Source organism: Humitalea sp. 24SJ18S-53 (assembly GCF_050632385.1).
Taxonomy (GTDB): domain Bacteria; phylum Pseudomonadota; class Alphaproteobacteria; order Acetobacterales; family Acetobacteraceae; genus Humitalea.
The window spans coordinates 148046-167859 of the sequence record NZ_CP192599.1 but is presented as its reverse complement, the minus strand read 5'-3'; the positions used below and the strand labels follow the sequence as shown (position 1 = coordinate 167859).

The window sequence follows — 19814 nt, the reverse complement described above, 5'->3', positions numbered from 1 at the left end:
GGCTATTGGAGATCAAAGGCCTAAAAGTTTACTTCAAGACGGATGACGGCATGGTCCGCGCCGTGGATGGCGTGGACCTCGCCATCGATCGCGGCGAAACCCTGTCGGTCGTCGGCGAATCCGGCTGCGGCAAGACCGTCACGGCGATGACCGTGCTCAAACTCATCGCCATGCCACCCGGCCGCATCGTCGCCGGCCAGGTGTTGTTCGAGGGTCGCGACCTTGTCCCGCTCCCTGCCGAAGACATGCGCCGCATCCGATCAAAAGACATCGGCATCGTCTTCCAGGAACCGATGACCTCGCTGAACCCGGTCTACACGGTCGGCCAACAGATCGCCGAAACGATCCGCCAGCACGAGGGGCTGTCACGCCGCGCCGCCCTGTCGCGCGCCGCCGACATGCTGAAGCTGGTGCAGATCCCCAACCCCGAACGCCGCGTGAATGACTACCCGCACCAGTTTTCCGGCGGCATGCGCCAGCGCGTGATGATCGCCATGGCGCTGTCCTGCAACCCGAAACTGCTGATCGCGGACGAACCGACCACCGCGCTCGACGTGACCATCCAGGCGCAGATCCTGGAACTGCTGAACGAGATGAAGCAGCGCCTGGGCATGGCGGTGCTGCTGATCACCCATGCCATGGGCGTCGTCGCCGAAACCGCCCAGCGCGTCATCGTCATGTACGCCGGCAAGGTGGTCGAGGAAGCGACGGTGGAATCCCTCTTCGCCACCCCCCGCCATCCCTATACCCAGGGGCTGATCCGCTCGATCCCTCGCATCGACCTCGCCGCCACCACGCATACAAGGCTGGAGGCGATCCCCGGCTCCGTCCCCAGCCTGCTGGACCCACCCATCGGCTGCCGCTTCGCCGCGCGCTGCCGCCAGGCCATTCCCGAATGCACCACCGCGGAACCGCCGCTGCGGGAGGTCGCACCCGGGCACAAGGTCGCCTGCATCCTGGCGGGAGGCATCGCCGCATGACGGACCCCCTCCTCAGCGTGCGCGATCTGCAAAAGCGCTTCCCCGTGAAAGGCGGCTTGCTACGCCGCACGGTGGACCAGGTGCATGCCGTCAGCGGCGTCAGCTTCGACATCGCCTCCGGCGAAACCCTGGGCCTGGTCGGTGAATCCGGCTGCGGCAAATCCACCACCGGCCGGCTGATCCTGCGGCTGATCGAACCCAGTTCCGGCCAGGTCTGGTTCCAGGGGCGCGATGTCACCGCACTGGACCCCACCCAGCTCGGCACCCTGCGCAGGGACATGCAGATCATCTTCCAGGACCCTTTTGCCTCGTTGAACCCACGCATGACCGTGGGCGCGATCGTGGCCGAGGCGCTGATCATCCACGGCCTGGCCAAATCGCGGCAGGACCGCGAGGACCGGGTGGTGGAATTGCTGGAAACCGTCGGGCTGAACGCCGACCACATGCGCCGCTTCCCGCATGAATTTTCCGGTGGGCAGCGCCAGCGCATCGGCATCGCCCGTGCGCTCGCCGTCTCACCAAAACTGGTGGTCTGCGACGAACCCGTCAGCGCGCTGGATGTCTCGATCCAGGCGCAGGTGGTGAACCTGCTGGAGGATCTGCAGCAGAAATTCGGCCTGACCTATCTGTTCATCGCGCATGATTTGTCGGTGGTCGAACACATCAGCGACCGGGTCGCGGTCATGTATCTCGGCCGCATCGTGGAGGTCGCCTCCGCACGCGACCTCTACACCACGCCGCTGCATCCCTACACGGAAGCGCTGCTATCGGCCGTGCCGATCCCCGACCCGACCGTGAAGCGCAAACGCATCATGCTGCAAGGCGATGTGCCGAACCCGATGCACCCGCCTTCGGGCTGCCACTTCCACACGCGCTGCCCGATCGCCCAGGCCCACCCCTGCCGCAGCGAGGCCCCGCCCCTGCGCGAAGTGCAGCCCGGGCACTGGGTCGCCTGCCACCTGCGCGGCTGACCTCAGCTATCGAGCACCAGCCCCAATTCGCGGATCAACGTGCCCCAGATCGCCGTCTCGCTCTGGATCAGCGCGGCGAAGGACGCCGAATCCCCCGGCAGCGGCGTCAGCCCGATCGCGCGCAAGCGGTCGGCCACCGCCGGGTCATTGACCGCCGCCCTGATCGCCGCACCCAGCCGCGCCACGATCGCATCCGGCGTGCCAGCCGGCGCCATCACCCCCTGCCAGGAATATATGTCATTGCCCGGGAACCCGGCCTCGGCCAGCGTTTGCAGGTCAGGCAGCAGCGACATGCGCGTGGGCGCCGTCGCCGCCAGCGGCCGCAAGCGCCCCGCTTCGAAATGCGGCGCGCCGGAGGCGTAGTCGATGAACATCGCATCGGCGACCCCGGCCACCAGGTCCTGCACCGCCGGCGCGCCGCCGCGATAGGGAACATGCGTCAAGGTCAGGTTCAGGTTCCTTCCAAACCGCTCCGTCGCCAGGTGCGACGGCGACCCGATCCCCGGTGAGGCGAAATTCAACCGCCCCGGCTGGGCCCGCGCCATCGCCACCAACTCGGCCACGCTGCGCGGCGCCAGCGTGGGGCTGACCGCCAGGACGAAATTGAACGTCGCGGTGGTGCAGACGGGCTTGAGGTCCTTGATCGGATCATAGGGCAGCCGCCGGAAGCCCGCCGGGTTGATGATCAGCGCCGTCATATCGGCCGACAGCACCGTGTAGCCATCCGGCGCGGCGCGCGCGACCGCCTCGGTCGCGATCACCGTCGCCCCGCCCGGGCGGTTCTCCACCAGCACGGTCTGGCCCAGCGGCCCGGAAATCGCGGCGGCGATCGTGCGCGCGAGGAAGTCGGACCCGCCGCCGGGCGCATAGGGCACTACCCAGCGCAGCGGGCGTGTCGGCCAGGCCTGTGCCATGACGGGCAGCGGCAGGGCGGCGATGGAGGTGCCGAGTGCACGGCGGGAAAAACGAGGGGACATGCTGCCGGTCCTTCATGGGATCGCCAGCCGCGGCGCGGCCTGGCCCTGCTGACAGCATCCGCCCGGAAGCCGGGGCTTCGCAAGATGCCGCAGCCGGCGGCGAAGCCTTGGCTCAGCCGCCCAGCGCGGCCTGTTCGATCGCCGCGATGTCGATGCGCTTCATCTCCATCATCGCGGCAAAAACGCGCCTGGCGCGGGCGGGGTCCGGGTCGCCCAGCAGCGCGGTCAATTGCCGCGGCACGATCTGCCACGACAGGCCGAAGCGATCCTTGACCCAGCCGCATTGCTCGGCCTCGGGCACGCTCGACAGCGCATCGCTCAGGCGCTCCACCTCGGCCTGGGTCTCGACGGGTATCTGGAACGAAACCGCCTCGGTGAACTTGAACATCGGGCCGCCGTTGAGCCCGAGGAACGGCCGGCCCAACAGCGTGACATCCACCGTCAGCACATCGCCGGCCTTGCCGGACGGGTAGTCGCTGGGGGCGCGGAGGACGGCATCGACATGGCTGTCGGGCAACAGCGACGCGTAGAATCGCGCCGCTTCCTCGGCGTTGCCGTCGAACCACAGGCAGGGGGTGATGGTCTTGGGCATGTGTGTTCTCCCTTCGATCAAACCTTGCGTTTGCCGACAAGCCCAACGCGCGCGCCCTGCGGGTCCTGCGCCACGAGGGAGAAGCCGCCACCCGGGATCGCCATCGGTTCCTGCAGGATCATCCCGCCGCCCGCGGCAAGCCGGCTTGCGGCATCGTCGATGTCGGGCACGTGGAAGTAATATTGCCAGGCCTTGGCGCCCCCGGGCACCACCGGCATCACCGCGCCGAGGTTGATCTCGCCTGCGTGCAAAAACTGGTAGTCGCCCAGCGGCCCCATCGGCATCGCGCCCTTCTGCCGCCAGCCGAACATGTCGCCATAGAATGTGATCGCGGCCGCCGGATCGGGGCTGGAGAGTTCGGCCCAGACACAATGCCCGACCGATGCGTCGCCCTGCATGAAGGCGTTGCTGCGGGCGTCGCTCGCCCCGCGCATGACGTAGAAGGGCACGCCATGCGGATCGGCGACCATCGCGATGCGGCCGACATCCGGGATCGACATCGCGGGCATCAGCACCGCGCCGCCCGCCGCCGTGATGCCGGCGACGCTGCGATCGACGTCATCGACGCCGACATAGCCCAGCCAGGTCGGCCCACCCGCCATCCCATCCGGCATCTTCATCAGCCCGCCGACCTGCTGGCCGTCCGGGGCGGTGATGATGCGGTAGTCCATGCCCTCCATCCCGGCGGACGCGACGGTCCAGCCCATCACGTCGCTGTAGAAGGCCTGCGCCGCATCGGGCTCCGTCGTCAGCAGTTCGAACCAGATGAATTCGCCTTGTGCATTGGGCATGGTCGCGCCTCCTCCAGGGTCTTCAGGCCCCGAGGAGCCCCTTGGCCTTGCAGTCTGCCCATGATAGTTATAAAAAACAACTATCACGTTAGCTAAAATGACCGCTGGTGAACAAGGGTTGGACAAGCGCTGGTATGACGATGCCTGCGGCACGGCCCTGGCCCTCGAACTGGTCGGGGAGCGCTGGTCGCTGCTGATCATCCGCGAGTTGATGTTCGGCGGCCGGCGCTTCTCCGAACTGCGCGCGGGGCTGCCGGGCATCAGCGCCAATATCCTGACGGCGCGGCTTGAGCGCATGGAGCGCGTCGGCATCCTGCATCGACGCAGACTGCCCCCCCCCGCGTCGGTGCAGGTCTATGAACTGACCCCCTGGGGCCATGAGGCCGAGGCCGTGTTGCAGGTCCTTGGCCGCTGGGCGACCCGGTCGCCGCTGCACGACCCGACCTTGCCGCTGTCGGCCGCATCGATCGTGATGTCGTTCCGCACGATGTATGCGCCGGACCGTGCACGGCGAGAGGCCGCGACGATCGGCTTGCGTTTCGGCACCGAAGGTTTCGTGCTGGCCTTTGGCCCCGACGGGTTTCACGCGCGCCGGGCCGAGCCGGAGGATTGCGCCCTGACCATCAAGACCAATCCCAGCCCGCTCGCCTCCGTCGTCTACGGCGGCCGCCCGGTCGCGGATGCCGAGGCAGCGGGGGACCTGACGCTGACCGGCGACCGCGCGCTGTTCGACCGCTTCGTCACCTGGTTCCCGCTGCCGGACAAGGTCAGGTAACGGGCGCGGCGCGGGCGAAGAGGCGCGAACGGAAACTTGGCGGACCCGACACGATTCGAACGTGCGACCTCTGCCTTCGGAGGGCAGCGCTCTATCCAGCTGAGCTACGGGTCCCGCGCAGGCTACCTAGCCCGCCACGCCGCCCCAGGGAAGCCCCGCCGCGACCGCGTAACCCATGATTCACCCCAGGCACCGCAGAGTGGCGCCTGAAACCTTGGTGAATGGCATGATCCGCGCTGCAAGCACGCAACCAAACAGCCGCGCGACGGACCCAAGGCCAGGCATCACGCCGCGCACGGACCGCCGCCGCCAGGATCCCGGTGCCCATGCCTTGCGGCGCGCCATCACCGCCTGCGGCCTCGGCTTCGCGCTGCTGGCCGCGCTGGCCATCGGCGCGACCTGGACCTTCGCGCAGATCCAACAGGACCACGCCCGCTTCATCGGCACCATCAGCCTGGCCAACGACCAGCGCGTCCAGGCGCACCGGATCGGCGCCCTGGCGGCTGAGGCGACGCCCGACCCGGTCGCCATCGCCACGGCGGCGCAGCGCTTCGCCACCGCCCATGCCGGCCTGACGGCTGGCCCGGCCGCCCCGGCCCAGGCCACCCCGGCCCTTGCCGCGCATTACATGACGGGCGAATCCTCCTTCGACAGCCTGGCCCAGGCCTTCCTGCGCGAAGCCCAGGCACTCGACGATCCCGATGCACTGCGCCGACTTGCCATCGGCCCCATCGCCGCCGCCGTCGCCACGGCGATCGAACTGCATACGGAGGCCGCGACGGCCAGCGAGGCCCTGGCCCAGCAGCGCCATGACATGGCCATGCTGCTGATGCTGCTGGCCCTCATCGCCGTGGCGATGCTGGTGATCACCCCCCTCGTCCGGCACGTCGCGTCCCTGGCCAGCCGGCTGGACCGGGAGGCGACGCTGGATCCGCTGACCGGCCTGCTCAACCGCCGCGCCATCTCGACCGCGCTGGACAGCGCCATGGCCGCCGGGCTGACGGTGGCGGTCCTGTCGGTGGACCTGGACTGGTTCAAGGAAACGAACGAGGCGGAAGGCCACGCCGGCGGCGACGCGCTGCTCTGCGCCGCGGCCGAGCGCATCCGCGGCGCCGTCCGGCGGGAAGACGTGGTGGGCCGCCTCGGCGGCGATGAATTCGTCGCTGTCCTCATCGGCGTGGATGATCATCTGCTGGCCGAAGGCGTCGCCGAACGGCTGTGCGACGCCCTGCACCAACCCGTCCGGCATGAGGGACGCCTGCTGCGCCTCGGCGCCACGCTCGGCGTCGCCGTCTCGCCCCTGGATGCGACCAGCCCCGCCGTGCTGATGCGCGCCGCCGATGATGCGCTGCTGCGCACCAAACGCGCCTCCCGCGGCGGCTATGGCCGCGCCACGCCGACCGACACCGCCCGGATCGAACGCGACGCGGCCATCCTGCGCGCCATGGGGGCGGGCGAAGGCGCGCTGGAGGGGCTGGACATCCATCTCCAGCCCATCGTCTCCCTGGCCGACCCGGCCACCGTGCTGGCCTTCGAAGCACTGGCCCGCTGGACCACCCCCGCACTCGGCGACGTCTCGCCCGAGGAATTCATCCCCGTCGCCCAGCGCATCGGCCGCCTGCCCTGGCTCGGCGCCCAGGTGCGCGGCGCCGCCCTGCGCGGCTTCGCGCAACTCCGCGCCGCGGGGCTGCCGTCGCCGCTGCTCGCCTTCAACCTCTCGGCCGCCGAAATCATGCGCGGCGACGTGGTCGAGGCGATCGAGCAGGATGTCGCCGCCGCCGGCCTCTCCCTCGCCTGTATCGAGATCGAGATCACCGAGGAAATCCTGCTCGACCGCGTCAGCAGCAAGACCCTCGACCAACTGGCCGCCCTGCGCGGGCGCGGCGCGCGGCTGGCGCTCGATGATTTCGGCACCGGCAATTCGGGCCTGGCGCAACTGCTCCGCCTGCCGCTCGACAAGGTGAAGCTGGACCGCACCTTCATCCGCGGCCTGGGCTCCGATCGCCGCGCGGAGGAGGTGGTGCGCGCCACCCTGTCGATGGCCCGCAGCCTTGGCCTCGACGTGGTCGCCGAAGGCGTCGAGACGGAAGCCCAGGCCGCCACGCTGCGCGCCCTTGGCTGCACCGCCGCCCAGGGCTTCCTGTATGCGCAGCCGATGGACCTGGCCGCGTTGCAGGCCTGGCTCGCCACCCCGACCGCCAGCGTTGTCGTCCCGCTGCGCAGCGTCGCGCGAATGGGCTGAAACAGCACGCTTCCACCCACCCGCGGTCGTCCCTATGCTGACGACCATTGGCGGGGAGCAACACAGATGGACGGCCCAACAGGCGCCAATACCCAGGCCGCCCAACTCGAAGCCCTTTATGCGGAAATGCGCCCGCGCTCCCTCTACCCGCTGTGGGAGGTGCTGGCGGCGCTCGTCACCCCCACCCCCCGTTCGCCATCGCAAACCCATCGCTGGACCTATGCCGAGGCCCGCGCCTGGCTGCTGCGCGCCGGTGACCTGATCAGCGCCGAACAGGCCGAACGCCGGGTGCTGATCCTGGAAAACCCCGGCCTGCCCGGCACCTCCGCCGTCACCCCCAGCCTCTACGCCGGGCTGCAACTGATCCTGCCGGGTGAGGTCGCGCCCTGCCACCGGCACACCCAATGCGCCCTGCGCTTCGTCATGGAGGGGTCGGGCGCCACCACCTCGGTCGATGGCGAACCGGCGGTGATGCACCCCTTCGACCTGGTGCTGACGCCGAACTGGCAATGGCACGACCACGGCAACCCCTCGGCCGGCCCGATGATCTGGCTGGACGGGCTGGACATCCCGACCGTGCGCCATTTCGACGCCTCCTTCGCCGAGAAACTGGACCTGCCCGCCCATCCGCCGACGGCGCCCGCCGGCGACACCGCCGCCCGCTACGGCCACAACCTTCGCCCCTTCCGCGGCAGCACCGCCGCGCGCCGCCCCGCCGCGCTGCCGCTGTTCCACTACCCGCACGATTCCTGGCGCCAAAGCCTGCTGGCTCTGGCCGCCGCCGAGGCGCCGGACCCGCACCTGGGCCACGCCCTGGAATTCCTGAACCCGGCCGATGGCGGCCCGATCATGCCGACCATCGCGGCCCATGTGCGCCACCTGCCCGCCGGCTTCACCACCCTGCCCCGCCGCGCCACCGACGGCACCGTTTTCGTGGTGGTCGAAGGCCATGGCACGGCGGTCGTGGACGGCGAGGAAACCCCCCTGGCCGAACGCGATATCCTCGTGGTGCCGTCCTGGCGGTCCCTGACGCTCCAGGCCGGCAGCCGATTGATCCTCTTCGGTTATTCCGACCGCGCCGCGCAGGAAAAGCTCGGGCTGTTCCGTGAATCAAAGGCACATAATCCGTAATTAGGCTTATTTTCTTGACCTAGGCGTTTCGTCATGGCAGACGCGTGCCATGACCCAACGCGCCCCGCACCCGATCCCGCCCCGTCCCTTCTTCATCGCGGGCGCGATCGCGCTGCTGCCCAGCCTCGGCTGGGCGCAGGAGGCAACGCCACGAACCAACCCGCTGAACCTGGTCGCCGTGGTCGTCGTCGTGCTGGTCGCGGCCCTGCTGCTGCTCGGCCTCGCCTTTTTCCTGCGGCGCCTGCAGGTCGAAGGCAGCGCCCTGGTCCGCCAGGCCGACATGACCGCCGAACGCCTGGCCGCCTGGCGCGAGATGCAGGCCGGCCTGCCCGACGGCAGCATCCGCGCCGCGCTCTCCATCTTCATCGTCGCCGTCGGCATGCTGGCGCTGCTGACCTCCACCTGGATCGGCCTGCCCAGCACGGGTGAAATCGGCACCATCATCGGCAGCGTCCTCGGCTTCTATTTTGGCGCCCGCCAGGCCGGCGGCGATGCGTCCGGCACGCTGGCCCGCACCGTGGGCGACCTGACCGCCGACAACCGCAGCCAGCGCACCGCCGCCGACACCGCCACCGCCCGCGCGGTCGATGCCGAAGCCCGCGCCGCGACGGCCCCCGCCCAGGTCGCCGCCGCCGCCGAGGCGACCGGCTTCCTGTCCCGCGCGACCGATTTGCTGGAAATCGCCCGCCTCGGCGCCCAGGTCGCCATCCCGCTGCTCGGCGCCACCCCCCGCACCACCGCCGCCGTCGCCGCGATCGACGACGGGCTGGCCGCAGCCCGTGGCGCCGCCGCCGGCGATCCGGCCGCCATGGCCAGTGCCGCGGGTGCCGCGGCCCATGCGCTGGATGCCGCCTTTGGCCCCGACCACCCGCTGGCCGCGGTGCTGGGCGATGCGCTGGGCGGGTTGCGCGGCGGCTTGTCGGCGGCGCCGCTGCTGGGTGCTGCCCTCGGTGGCCCGCCTGGCCTGCTGGTCGCGGTCGGGCTGGGCGCCATCCAGGCATTGTCGGCCGGGCATGAGTCCTATGAACGCTGGAAGGCCCGGGTGCTCGACCGCCCCTTTACCCCCGCCTTGTTTCCCCCCGGGGCGATGGATGCGGCGGTGCTGCTCTCCGCCCTCGACTCCTCCGGCGCATTCGCCCGCGCCTTCCTGGTCCCCGTGCCGGCCGAGGCCCGCCTGCCCCGCGCCCGCGCCGTCGCCGACGCCGCCCGCCTGGATGACGCGGCGGCCCGCACCGCCCTTCTCGCCCTGGCGCCGCGCCAGGATTTCGCCAGCGACGATGCTTTTTCGGTGGGGCTGCACGCCTATCGCAAGCGGCTGCTGGATGCGCTGCCGGGGCCGGATATCGCGATCGACCTCGGCCCTGTGTTGGGCGCCGGGGCGCCACGGGTGGCCGGCACGGCGCTGGGCGATGCGCTGGCCAGCGCCCGCGCGCTGCCGGGCGGATCGGGGCTGGATGCCGCGGTCATGGCACTGCTGGGCCTGGCCGCGCAGCCCGACACCACCCCGGCGCGGATGGCGGCGCTGCTGACACGGCTGCTGCCCGTCGCCGAAACCATCGCGGCGACCCGGTCATGACGCCGCGCGTCACCCCCCTGCTCGCCCTGGTGCTCGCGGGCTGCCTAGCCAGCCAGCTCGACACGATGAAGGACCGCCAGGCCGCCGGCGACCTGCCCGCACTGGCGGCGACACCGGTCGATTGCAGCGGCCCCGACCCTGTCTGCGCCCAGGCGCAGACCCTGCGGGCCGAAGCCTGCCTGCGCCTCGGCCAGCACGCCTGCGCCGAAGCGGGCTATGCCGCCGCCCTCGCCGCCCTGCCCACGACCGCCCCGGCCAGCCAACGCCGCGTGGTCCTGGCGGGGCTGGCCGCCGCCGCCATGGCCCGGCGCGACGCGGGCCAAGCGTCGCCCGACGCGCAACTCGCCGCCGGCATGGCGCTGCTGGCGCTGGACCCCTCCGACCCGATCGGCTGCACCCATGCGCGCTCGGCCCGGTTGGCGCTGGCGCTGCTCGGCCCCGCCGGGCCAGCGCGCTGCGCCGAATTGGCCGCCGCCCCCGCCTGCGCCGCCAATCCCGCGCTGGACCGCCAGATCGCCGCCCAATCCGCCGCCTGCCGGAGCATCGCGCCATGACCGCCACCACCCTGCCCCCGCTCACCCGTGCCCTGCGCCTGTCCCAGCCGATGCAGCGCGGCGCCGATGTGGTCGCGATGCAGACCAGGCTGCTGCTGTCCGGGGGGCGGGCGGCCGCCGTGCTGCGGATGGTGGACGGACTGTTCGGCCCGGCCACCGCACGCGCCGTCGCGGCCTTCCAATCCGATACCGGGCTTGCGGCGGATGGCATCGTCGGCCCGGCCACCTGGGCGCGGCTGTTCCTGCCCGCCGATGCCCCGCCGCAGGCACTGGCCGCCGCCGCGCACGCGGTCGCGCGCGCCGGCTCCCCAACGGCACTGCTCGCCGATCTCGCCCCCTTGCGGGCGTTCCACGCGCGCTTCGACGGCGGCGCCCGCTGGCGCCTGGGTGCCATGGGGGTCGAGGTCGAGGACCAGCCGATCCCGCTCACCACAGCCCAGTCCCGCCGTGTCCGCGCCGTGCTGGCCGATTGGTTCCCGATCCCGCTGCGCGCCGAAGCCCGCCGCACCGGCCTGCCGATCGAATTGCTGGTCGCCTGCCTCTGCACGGAATCGGCCGGCGCCGCGGCCGATGCGGCGGCCGCGGCGAATGCGGAACGGCATGAACCCGGCTTCCGCTCCTACGACGCCACACCGCATCGCGTCTCCATCGGCTGCATGCAGACGCTGGTCTCGACCGCCGCCGAGGTCTTGGGCCGCCCGGTCAGCGCGGCCGACCTACGCGATCCGGCCGTGTCGATCGCCGCCGGCGCCGCCTACATCGCGTCCCAGGCGGCACGCACCCGGCTGGACCCGCCGGTCGTCGCCTGCGCCTACAATTCCGGCGGGGTGTATCAGCAGGAGGGGCCGGACAACCGCTGGCGGATGCGGCAATTCCCGATCGGCACCGGACGCCACGCGGATCGCTTCATCGGCTTCTTCAATGCGACCGTGGCGCTGCTGCGGGCGGAACCCGGGCTGGCGGGCGGGGCGCCGGCCTTTTTCGCGTGACAGTCAGCGGCGCGCCATCTCGTAGTAGAAGCAGGCTTCCTGCCGCTGCCGAGAGGGGCACCAGATGTGCCCGGGGCCAAGCAGCCTGGCCTTGAGATGCGTCAGCAGCGACAGCGACGCCGTATTGTCGCCCTGCACCGCAGCCCGCAGCGCCTGCACCGGCAGGGAGGCAAAGACAAGCGCCACCGCCTCGGCCGCCGCATCGCGCATCAGGCCGCGCCCCTGGAAGGCTTCGCCCATCCAGTAGGTCAGCATGGCAAACCCCTGTTCCTGCGGCGGCATCTCGGCGCTGAACCAGCCCATGGGGCGATCGGTGGCGGGGTCGGCCAGGACCAGGCCCAAGGCCAGGCCAAGCCCCGATGCGGCCAGCAGGGCGGCGGCGCGCCCGCGGGAAAATGTCGGGTCGCAAGGAAAGGGCCAGGATGCGAGGCGCGCCGAAATCCCAGGCGTTATCATACGCGCGATCTCTTCGGCGTCACTCTCCCGAACAACGCGCAACACGCCGTGTGCCTGTCGCGTTCCGGTCATTTTCAGGACGCTTGCAACCATACGGTGAATCTGCCCGAAACCCTCTATCGGAGCAACCGTTCCAATAGCGCCAAGGCACGCGACCCGCGCGGTGCGTCAAACATGCGCGCCAAGGCAAATGGGCCGTGCCGCACCCGCGCCCGCAGATCGCTGAACGTGTCGAAGCCGGCCCGGCCATGATACCGGCCAAAGCCCGACCCGCCGGCGCCACCAAAGCCCAATCCTGGCCAGGCAACATGGTCGACGCAGCGCCCGACCGTGATGGCCCCGGCGCGGACGCCGGCGGCAATGGCGGCTTCCTCGGCACGGGTCGGGCCGAACAGGGCGATGGACAGCGGCGCCGGCCGGGCGCGCAGCCAGGCCATGGCGGCGGCAAGGTCGGCCAGAACCTCCACACCCAGGATGGGGCCGAATTTTTCCGTCATGGTCGCCGGATGGCCGGCGGGCCAGCGCGCCAGGATGATCGGCTGGGTGCCCGGGGCGGGCGCCGCCAAGGCATCAGCCTCCGCGCCATCGAGCAGGGCCGCGACCCGCGCCGCCCCCTGGCCCAGCAGCGCCGTGGTGGCGCTGACCGGGCCGGCGGCGCGGCAGGCGGCGGCAAAATCCTCGGCCCGGTGGCCGATCAGCAGCACGGTGTCCGGGGCGACGCAGGTCTGGCCGGCGTTCAACGTCTTGCCGGCCAGGATAGCCTGGGCGGCGCGCAAAAGATCGGCGCCGGGCAGCACGATCGCCGGGCATTGCCCGCCGAGTTCCAGGGTCAGGGGGGTCAATGTGTCCGAAGCCGCCGCCATCACCCGACGCCCGACCGCGGCCCCACCTGTGAAGACCAGATGATCCCAGGGTTGGGCGGCGAAATCGGCGGCGACCTCCGGGCCGCCCAGGATGGTGCGGCAGAAGTCCGGTCCGGGCGCCTCGGCCAATATGTCCGAAAGCAGCAAAGCCACGCGTGGAGCCAGTTCGGAGGGCTTGATGACCACCCGGTTGCCGGCCGCCAGCGCATCGACAGCGGGCCAGAGGCAAAGCTGCAACGGGTAGTTCCACGGCCCCATCACCCCGACCACGCCCTTCGGCACCGGCTCCACCCAGGCCCGCGCCGGCCAGAAGGGAAAGGGCACGCCGGCGCGGCGCGGTCGCGCCCACCAGCCAAGCCAGCGGCGGGCGTGCCGGGCGCCCTGGACCACGGTCAGCACGTCGCCCAGCAGGGTTTCCACCCGGTCGCGCCCGCCGAAATCGGCGGCGGCGGCGACGGCGATGTCTTCGGCGCGGCGCAGCAGAACGGCCTCAAGCCCGCGCAGCGCGGCGCGACGCTCGGCCAGGCTTGGGCGGCCGGGGATGGCGCGCAGGGCGCCGAGGGCTTCGGCGGCGGTCACAGCGTGCGGGCCGCGGCCTGGCCGCTGCGGACGGCGGCCTCGATCGTCGCGGGCAGGTCAGGGTCGGTCCAGTCGCCGGCCAGGGCCAGGTTGGTCAGCGGCTTGCGCGGCGGCAGAGGGCGCGGGCCGGGGCGGTGGCGCGGGGTGGCGCGGCGTTCCTTGATGGCGCGGCAGCCGGGCGGCTTGATCGGCCATTCGCCGGGAATGCCAAAGGCCGCTACGGCGCGCAGGATTTCGCCCCAGGCGCGGGGGGCGAGGGTTTCGACGGGTTGGTCGGTCTCGGCATCGGCGGCGCTGACGGTCACGGCGATCCCTCCGGGGCGGACCAGCACCCATTGGCACAGCCCGCCGAGCAGGCCCAGGAACCGTACCGGCCCCGGCACGCCATGGGCGAAGTGCAGGTTCAGGATGGGGGCGTGGTCTTGCGGCGCGGGCAGGCCGGGCAGCAGGCGCTGCGCCTCCCACGGTGGCAGGGCGAGCAGCACGGCGTCGGTGGGGGAAAGGGCGATGCGGTCCTCGGCGAAGACCAGGGCGGTGGCGCGGCCATCGGTGCTTTCGATCCCGCGCAACCGGGCGCCGAAGGTGACGGGCACGCCCCGCGCGGCCAGCGCCGCCAGCGCCGGGGCAACCAGCCCGGGGCCGAGGCCCTCGGCCGCGACGAACAGCCTGGCGGTCGCCGGCGTCGCCGCCCCGCGCAGCACGGCGCCGAGCAGGCGGGTGGAGGCCTCGGCGGCCGGGGTGTTCAGCGCGGCGATGGTCAGCGGTTCGACAAAGCCGCGCAGCAAGGCGGGGTGTGCGACGAAGGCATCGGCGACCGGGCGGTCCGGGCCGGGCAGCAGCAGGCGCAGCAGGGCGGCGACCCCGCCGAGGTCCAGCCCGGCCGGGCGGCGCGACGCCCGCCACCAGCCCAGGCCGGACAGAGCCACCCGACGCGGTACGCCATCGGCGAGGTCGAGCACCGGCAGGCCATCCGGCTCCGGCTCCACCCAGTGCTGCCGCGCCCCGATGGCATCGAGGAAGGCCAGCGCGGCGCGGTTGCCGCCGATCAGCGCGTGGGTGCCGTTGTCGCCGCCATCGGCCAGGGCGCGGCAGCGGCCGCCCGCCAGGGGGGCGGCTTCCCAGACGCGGAGCTCTCGCCCCGGCAGGGCCAAGGCCCCGGCGAGACCCGCGACGCCGGCGCCGATCACATGGACGGTCACGCCCGGGCCATGGGCCAGCCATAGGCCCAGGCCGCCATGCGGGCTTTTTCCGTGGCCGTCAGCCGGGGCCGCGTGCGGGGGGGCGCGAAGCCACGGGCGATCAGCCGCGCCAGCAGCCGGCGGTAGCCCCACATCATGATCCGCGCCGGCAAGAGCGCAGCGGGCGTGCCCATCGCGGCCAGCGCGGCATCGGCGGCGGCGAAGCCGGCCTCGGCCTGGCGCGCCAGCGCCGCCGCGGCCTCCGGCACCGACGGCAAGGCGAGCAGGACGGAGGCCGGTGCGTGAGGATCGGCACCTGGCAGCAGCGACAGCGGCAGGTAAAGCCGGTCGCGCAACGCATCCTCGTCGAGGTCGCGCAGGATGTTCACGAGTTGCAATGTGCGGCCGAGCGCCAGGCCAAACTCCCCTGCCCCGGGCGCGCCAAAAATCCGCACGGCCATGGCGCCGACGCTGCCCGCGACCCGTCGGCAATACAGGTCGAGCGCAACTTGATCGGCGATGCGGACGCGGGGTTCGGCATCGGTTTCCATACCGGCGATCATCGCCTCGCATTCACTCGGCTGCAGGTCATAGGCAACGCGCGCCGCCGCCAGTTCACGCGACAGGGCGCAGTCGGAGGCGACGAGTTTCCGGCGCCACGCGGCCAGGGCCAGCCGCCGCTCGGACAGCGGCATCGCCCCATCGGCGATGTCATCGACCGCGCGGCAGAAGGCATAGACGGCGTGCAGGGCGCGGCGCCGCGTGACGGGCAGCACCGCCATGCCGGCCGTGAAGGACGAACCCGCCCGGGCCACGCGCGCGCGCACCACGGCGGCATCCCTTGGCGGGAAAGGTGCGGCAGCCAAGGCTTTCAACGCATCGGGCTTGGTCAGCGCGACCCGGCCCAGCAGCGGATCCGCCGCCCGCAACCGTGCCAGCAGCCGCCGCGCACAGCCAAGCGTCACGGCCGATTCCAGCGCCAGCCGGCGCGATGCCAGGCGGCGCGGCAGGCCGGCGGCGGTTTCCAACGCCGCCTCGACCCGGTCCAGTGCGGCGTCCAGCACCGGGCGGCGTGCACCGGCATCGGCGAAGAAACGCTGCTCGCCGCCCGCCTCGGCCATCCAGTTTTCCGGCAGGTAGATGCGGCCCAGCGTGACGCGGTCGGGGCCGAGGTCCTGGAGATGGTTCAGCACCTGCAATGCGGTGCAGAGCGCATCGACATCGGCGCCCAAGGGTTCGCCATGCAGTCGCAGCAGCATGCGCCCGACCGGCACGGCGGAACGGGCGCAGTAGTCTTCAAGCGCCGCCCAATCGGCGTAGCGCGCCTGCACCGCATCCTGGCGGAAGGCGCCGAGCATGGCCCGCGCTTCCCCGGTCCCGGCGCCGGTCGCGTGCAGCCCCGCGGCCTCGGGCAGGGCGGAGTGGGGGTCGTCGAGCCCAGCCTCCATCGCATCGAGCCGGCGGAGTTTCTCGGCGGGCTGCATGGCGGCATCGTCCGCGATGTCGTCGGCGGTGCGGACGAAGCAGTAGAAGGCCAGGATCTTTGGCCGCAGTGCTGGCGCGATCAGCCATGACGCAACCGGAAAATTCTCGCTGTCGGGGCCCCGCGTGGGGGGGCCGGCCGCGACGGTCTGCCGCATGCTCACGCGGCCCCGTTGGCCGGGTAGGCGCGCCCTTTCCAGCCGGCGGACAGGCCCAGCGCACCGCGCACCAGGGCCGTCCACTGGATTGCCAGCGCCACGGCCACGCAGACCGGGTGCAGCGGCACCGTCCACCAGGGTTCGCGCGCCCAGAGCGTGATCGCCCCCCGCGCCGCATAGGTCAGCGCCAGTGCGAGGATCGCCTGCGGTGCCGGCAGCAGGAACCAGGGCCACAGATGCGCGCCGGCCAGCAGGATGGTCCAGATCGGCAAGCCGACCGGGGTCGCCATGCCTTCGCGGGCATTTTTCAAGAAGCCTTTCCAGGACTGGAGAAAACCATCATACATGCTGCAGGTCGCGAGCGGTGCGGCGCGCACAACCTCGGTCCGCATGCCCTGCGTTCGCATCCGCCGGGCCAGCGCCAAGCCATCATGCAGCACACCGCGCACCGCCGCATGACCACCGGCGGCGTCGTAGGCGCGACGTTCCACCAGCACCAGCTGCCCGCATGCGGCGGCCAGGGCGGGGTGGCGGGTGAAGGCACGGCCGCCGCCCGGCAGGTAACCGACCAGCAAGTAGTTGATCAGCGGGACCGTCACGCCTTCGCCAAGGGTGCCGATGGCCTGGCGCGGGACGCCCGTGACCATCCCAAGGTTCTGGCGCAGGGCATGCGCCGCCATGGCGGCGGCCGCTTGCGGCGCCAGGCGCACATCGGCGTCGATGAACAACAGATGGGTACCGGCCGCTGCCTCGGCCAGGCGGGCACAGGCATGGACCTTGCCGGTCCAACCCGGCGGCAGCGCGGGGCTGGAAAGAAGTCGCACGCGCGGATCGATCGCGGCGATGGCGTGCACGACCTCGGGCGTGGCGTCGGTGCTGCCGTCGTCCATCACCAGGACTTCGACGGCGACATCCTGGCTGGCCAGGGCAGCGTGCAGGCAGGCTGCGATGTTCGCGGCCTCGTCGCGCGCGGGAATCAGGACCGACACAAGCACGCTGGCGGGCGGCGTGCCCTTGGGCGTGCGCAGCATCGCGAGGTTGATCGCCCCGAGCACAGCCGGGATCAGCGCGAGTTCCCAGGCCAGGGGCAACAGGTCGATCATCGCGCCCCCGGATCGTGGCGCGGGTCGAAGCCGCGACCGCCCAGCAGCGCCTTCGTGCGCCGCCAGACGTCGTAGATGCCGCCCATGCCTTGCCGCCCCTGTTGCAGGGTGACGAAGCGCGCGGGGTCGCGCGACTGCGCGTCCTCGGCCAGGCGATCCATCGTGGCGTGCAGCGCGGCACCGAGCGCGTCGGCCCTGTCGTCGCGGCCCATGGCGCGCAGGACGGTGCCGGGGATGGGGTCGCCAAAAGCGCCCAGGAGTTCCGCCTTGGGTTCGGCCCAGAATGGATATTCCAGGGCCAGGGGAACGAAGGTCGCGGCCTCGGCGATCTCCGGCAGGCGCACCAGGCCGGGGCTGATCGGCTGCGGCCGCACGCGCGGATCGACGAAGCGGCCCGGCGCGTTCATCCACAGCATGTGGCTGGGCTTTGCCAGGATGGCGCCCGCCGTGTGCAGGAAGCCGACGGCGCCACGGGCGGAACCCTGTTCCACGGGAAATGCACCGAACCGCTTCATGAAGCCGTATCGGGCGAAGGCCTCGGCATCCATGGGCACAAAGATCGGCCGGGGATGGAACAGCCGCTTCGCCAGCAGTGGAAACATCACCCCGTCCCACCAGGACGGATGGTTGGCGAAGATGACCAGCGGCGTGCCGGGCGCAACCTTCGGCATGCCCCAGGATGCGATGCGCATGGCCCGCATGCCGCTCGCCGCGCGCTGCGCGAACATGAAGCAGAAAAAGCGGAAATACGCGTTGGAGCGGAAGGCGACGGGATCATACGATCCCGCCGGCACCGGCTTGGGCAACGGCGCGCCCCCGTCCATGGGCTATTCGGCCGCCATCGCTGGCAGATCCTGTTCGCGACGGCCGGCCAAATCGGCGGCCTCGCCCATGCCGGTGCCACCATGATCGCGGTCCAGGCTATCGGCGGCGATCCAGCCGGACATCATGACCATCGGCATCCCAGGCCCCGGATGCGCGGCACCGCCCGCGAGGTAGAGGCCCCGCACGGCCTTGGACCGGTTCCCTGGCTTGAAGGCGCCCATGAAGGACCCGTGGCTGGCCAGCCCGTAGATGGCGCCGTCCAGCACCTTGTAGCGATTGTGGATATCGACCGGGGTCAGGTGACGCTCGGTCACGATGCGGCTTTCGATGTCCTCCAGCCCGGCCGTGCGCTTCAGCTTGTCGAGAATCTTTTGGCGGTAGGCCGGGAACATCCGGTTCCAGTCGTGATGCTTGCGCAGGTAGGGCGTGTGAACGAGCACATACAAAGCCTCGCCACCCTCCGGCGCGACCGATGGGTCGGAGCCCGACGGCGCCGCCAGATAAGCCGTCGGGTCGGGGGCGGGTTCGCCCTGCTTGTAGATCGCGTCGAACTCTTCCTCCGCGTCGCGGGAGAAGACGAAGTCGTGGTGCGCCAGATGGTCGTAGCGCTTGTTCAGCCCAAGGTAGAGCACGACGCCGCTGCACGCGGGCTCGTGTTTCGCGCGGCTGTATTTTTTCGCGGGCTCACCGCCCACGAGTTCGGTGTAGGTGCGGATCGCGTCCATGTTGGAGATCACGGCATCGCAGGCAAAACGCTCGCCGCCGGCGGTGACGCTTTTCACCGCGCCATTGGCGATTTCCATCGCCGTCACTTCGGTGCTGGGCCGCAGGTCGGCGCCCAATTCGCGCGCGAGTTTCTCCAACCCCTCGGCCACGGCGCGGGTGCCGCCGACCGGATACCAGACGCCTTCCGACGACTGCATGTCGCCGATCGAACACAGCACCGCCGGCGCGAGATAGGGGCTGGAGCCGACATACTGGCAGAAATGGTCCAGCATCTGCGCCAAGCGTTCATCCGGCACCTTGCCGCGGATGATCTTGGCCACCGTCTGGCCCATGCGCAGCGCCAGCACATCCTTCAGCGTGTTCGGCTGCAGGTTCTGCTTCCAGTCGATGGTGTCGGTCACACCCTCGACCGATTTCCAGAAGAAGAATTTTTCCGAGACACCATGCAGGTGCTTCGCGATGCGCTGGAAGGATTTGTAGCCCTCACCCACACCCTTGCCCGGAGCAAAGGTTTCCATCGCGGCGGCACCGGCCTCGGCGCCTTCCATCAGGTCGACGCGGCTGTCGTCCTCGAAGAAGCAGCGCCATTGCGGGTCCAGGCGGATCAGCGGGATCGCATCCTGTTGCCGGCGACCGGCCTCGGCCACGATCCGGCGCAGCACGCGCGGCACGGTCAGGATGGTCGGCCCCATGTCGAAGCGGAAGCCGCCCGTGCCGGCCGGGTTCGGCAGGTTCAGCACGGCAGCCTTGCCGCCCAACCATTCGTTCTTGTCGAACAGCGTGACCTGGTGGCCACGCGCCTGCGCGACGACGGCAGCGGCGAGCCCCGCGAGGCCGCCACCGATCACGACGACTTTGGCACCCAT

At 71.2% G+C, this 19814-nt stretch carries 18 protein-coding genes and 1 tRNA gene; 8 read left to right on the top strand and 11 right to left on the bottom strand.

Annotated features, from left to right (window positions below; genetic code table 11):
* Positions 1 to 50: 50 nt before the first annotated feature.
* Together ACQW02_RS00805 and ACQW02_RS00800 are read left to right on the top strand one after the other, a co-directional pair.
* Complete coding sequence (locus ACQW02_RS00805; RefSeq protein WP_431283376.1) at positions 51 to 980, top strand: ABC transporter ATP-binding protein; 930 nt, start codon at positions 51 to 53, stop codon at positions 978 to 980.
* The gene (locus tag ACQW02_RS00800) at positions 977 to 1951 is read left to right on the top strand and encodes an ABC transporter ATP-binding protein (RefSeq protein WP_431283375.1); all 975 of its coding nucleotides are present in this window, start codon (positions 977 to 979) and stop codon (positions 1949 to 1951) included. Before ACQW02_RS00805 ends, ACQW02_RS00800 begins: the two co-directional genes overlap by 4 nt.
* A gap of 2 nt (positions 1952 to 1953) precedes the next feature.
* Here the strand turns inward: ACQW02_RS00800 and ACQW02_RS00795 are convergent, their stop codons facing one another.
* The 3 genes from ACQW02_RS00795 to ACQW02_RS00785 form a co-directional block, all read right to left on the bottom strand.
* Positions 1954 to 2928, bottom strand: coding sequence for a Bug family tripartite tricarboxylate transporter substrate binding protein (locus ACQW02_RS00795; protein WP_431283374.1), 975 nt, complete (start codon positions 2926 to 2928; stop codon positions 1954 to 1956).
* Positions 2929 to 3040: 112 nt separating this feature from the next.
* On the bottom strand, positions 3041 to 3520 hold the full coding sequence (locus ACQW02_RS00790) for a VOC family protein (protein WP_431283373.1): 480 nt from the start codon (positions 3518 to 3520) through the stop codon (positions 3041 to 3043).
* Positions 3521 to 3537: 17 nt separating this feature from the next.
* Positions 3538 to 4311, bottom strand: a complete 774-nt coding sequence (locus tag ACQW02_RS00785; protein ID WP_431283372.1) for a VOC family protein — start codon at positions 4309 to 4311, stop codon at positions 3538 to 3540.
* A gap of 97 nt (positions 4312 to 4408) precedes the next feature.
* On the opposite strand from ACQW02_RS00785, the gene ACQW02_RS00780 reads away from it, so the two are divergent.
* Positions 4409 to 5086 carry a winged helix-turn-helix transcriptional regulator gene (locus ACQW02_RS00780; RefSeq protein WP_431283371.1) on the top strand — a complete coding sequence of 226 codons (678 nt, stop codon included), beginning with the start codon at positions 4409 to 4411 and terminating at the stop codon, positions 5084 to 5086.
* Between the two features lie 37 nt (positions 5087 to 5123).
* Here ACQW02_RS00780 and ACQW02_RS00775 read toward each other — a convergent pair.
* Positions 5124 to 5200: transfer RNA gene (locus ACQW02_RS00775), tRNA-Arg, on the bottom strand.
* Between the two features lie 112 nt (positions 5201 to 5312).
* Here ACQW02_RS00775 and ACQW02_RS00770 point away from each other — a divergent pair.
* The 5 genes from ACQW02_RS00770 to ACQW02_RS00750 all read left to right on the top strand — a co-directional run bounded on the left by ACQW02_RS00770 (position 5313) and on the right by ACQW02_RS00750 (position 11578).
* On the top strand, positions 5313 to 7328 hold the full coding sequence (locus ACQW02_RS00770; RefSeq protein WP_431283370.1) for a putative bifunctional diguanylate cyclase/phosphodiesterase: 2016 nt from the start codon (positions 5313 to 5315) through the stop codon (positions 7326 to 7328).
* Between the two features lie 66 nt (positions 7329 to 7394).
* On the top strand, positions 7395 to 8459 hold the full coding sequence (gene gtdA / locus ACQW02_RS00765) for a gentisate 1,2-dioxygenase (RefSeq protein ID WP_431283369.1): 1065 nt from the start codon (positions 7395 to 7397) through the stop codon (positions 8457 to 8459).
* 49 nt (positions 8460 to 8508) lie between these two features.
* Entirely contained in the window at positions 8509 to 10035 is a 1527-nt protein-coding gene (locus tag ACQW02_RS00760; protein ID WP_431283368.1) for a hypothetical protein, read from the top strand.
* A complete protein-coding gene (locus ACQW02_RS00755; protein WP_431283367.1) occupies positions 10032 to 10589 on the top strand; it encodes a hypothetical protein in 558 nt (185 codons plus the stop codon). Before ACQW02_RS00760 ends, ACQW02_RS00755 begins: the two co-directional genes overlap by 4 nt.
* The gene (locus ACQW02_RS00750) at positions 10586 to 11578 is read left to right on the top strand and encodes a peptidoglycan-binding protein (RefSeq protein ID WP_431283366.1); all 993 of its coding nucleotides are present in this window, start codon (positions 10586 to 10588) and stop codon (positions 11576 to 11578) included. Before ACQW02_RS00755 ends, ACQW02_RS00750 begins: the two co-directional genes overlap by 4 nt.
* Before the next feature lie 3 nt (positions 11579 to 11581).
* Here ACQW02_RS00750 and ACQW02_RS00745 read toward each other — a convergent pair whose 3' ends face one another.
* The 7 genes from ACQW02_RS00745 to ACQW02_RS00715 all read right to left on the bottom strand — a co-directional run bounded on the left by ACQW02_RS00745 (position 11582) and on the right by ACQW02_RS00715 (position 19814).
* Positions 11582 to 12034 carry a GNAT family N-acetyltransferase gene (locus ACQW02_RS00745; protein WP_431283365.1) on the bottom strand — a complete coding sequence of 151 codons (453 nt, stop codon included), beginning with the start codon at positions 12032 to 12034 and terminating at the stop codon, positions 11582 to 11584.
* Between the two features lie 116 nt (positions 12035 to 12150).
* Positions 12151 to 13476 carry an aldehyde dehydrogenase family protein gene (locus tag ACQW02_RS00740; RefSeq protein WP_431283364.1) on the bottom strand — a complete coding sequence of 442 codons (1326 nt, stop codon included), beginning with the start codon at positions 13474 to 13476 and terminating at the stop codon, positions 12151 to 12153.
* The gene (locus ACQW02_RS00735; RefSeq protein ID WP_431283363.1) at positions 13473 to 14675 is read right to left on the bottom strand and encodes a hydroxysqualene dehydroxylase; all 1203 of its coding nucleotides are present in this window, start codon (positions 14673 to 14675) and stop codon (positions 13473 to 13475) included. Before ACQW02_RS00735 ends, ACQW02_RS00740 begins: the two co-directional genes overlap by 4 nt.
* Positions 14672 to 16294, bottom strand: coding sequence for a squalene/phytoene synthase family protein (locus ACQW02_RS00730; RefSeq protein WP_431283362.1), 1623 nt, complete (start codon positions 16292 to 16294; stop codon positions 14672 to 14674). Before ACQW02_RS00730 ends, ACQW02_RS00735 begins: the two co-directional genes overlap by 4 nt.
* Positions 16295 to 16296: 2 nt before the next feature.
* Positions 16297 to 17397 carry a glycosyltransferase gene (locus ACQW02_RS00725; RefSeq protein ID WP_431283361.1) on the bottom strand — a complete coding sequence of 367 codons (1101 nt, stop codon included), beginning with the start codon at positions 17395 to 17397 and terminating at the stop codon, positions 16297 to 16299.
* Positions 17394 to 18221 (bottom strand): lysophospholipid acyltransferase family protein, encoded by an 828-nt coding sequence (locus ACQW02_RS00720; RefSeq protein ID WP_431283360.1) that lies wholly within the window; start codon positions 18219 to 18221, stop codon positions 17394 to 17396. Before ACQW02_RS00720 ends, ACQW02_RS00725 begins: the two co-directional genes overlap by 4 nt.
* A gap of 3 nt (positions 18222 to 18224) precedes the next feature.
* Positions 18225 to 19814, bottom strand: coding sequence for a phytoene desaturase family protein (locus ACQW02_RS00715; protein ID WP_431283359.1), 1590 nt, complete (start codon positions 19812 to 19814; stop codon positions 18225 to 18227).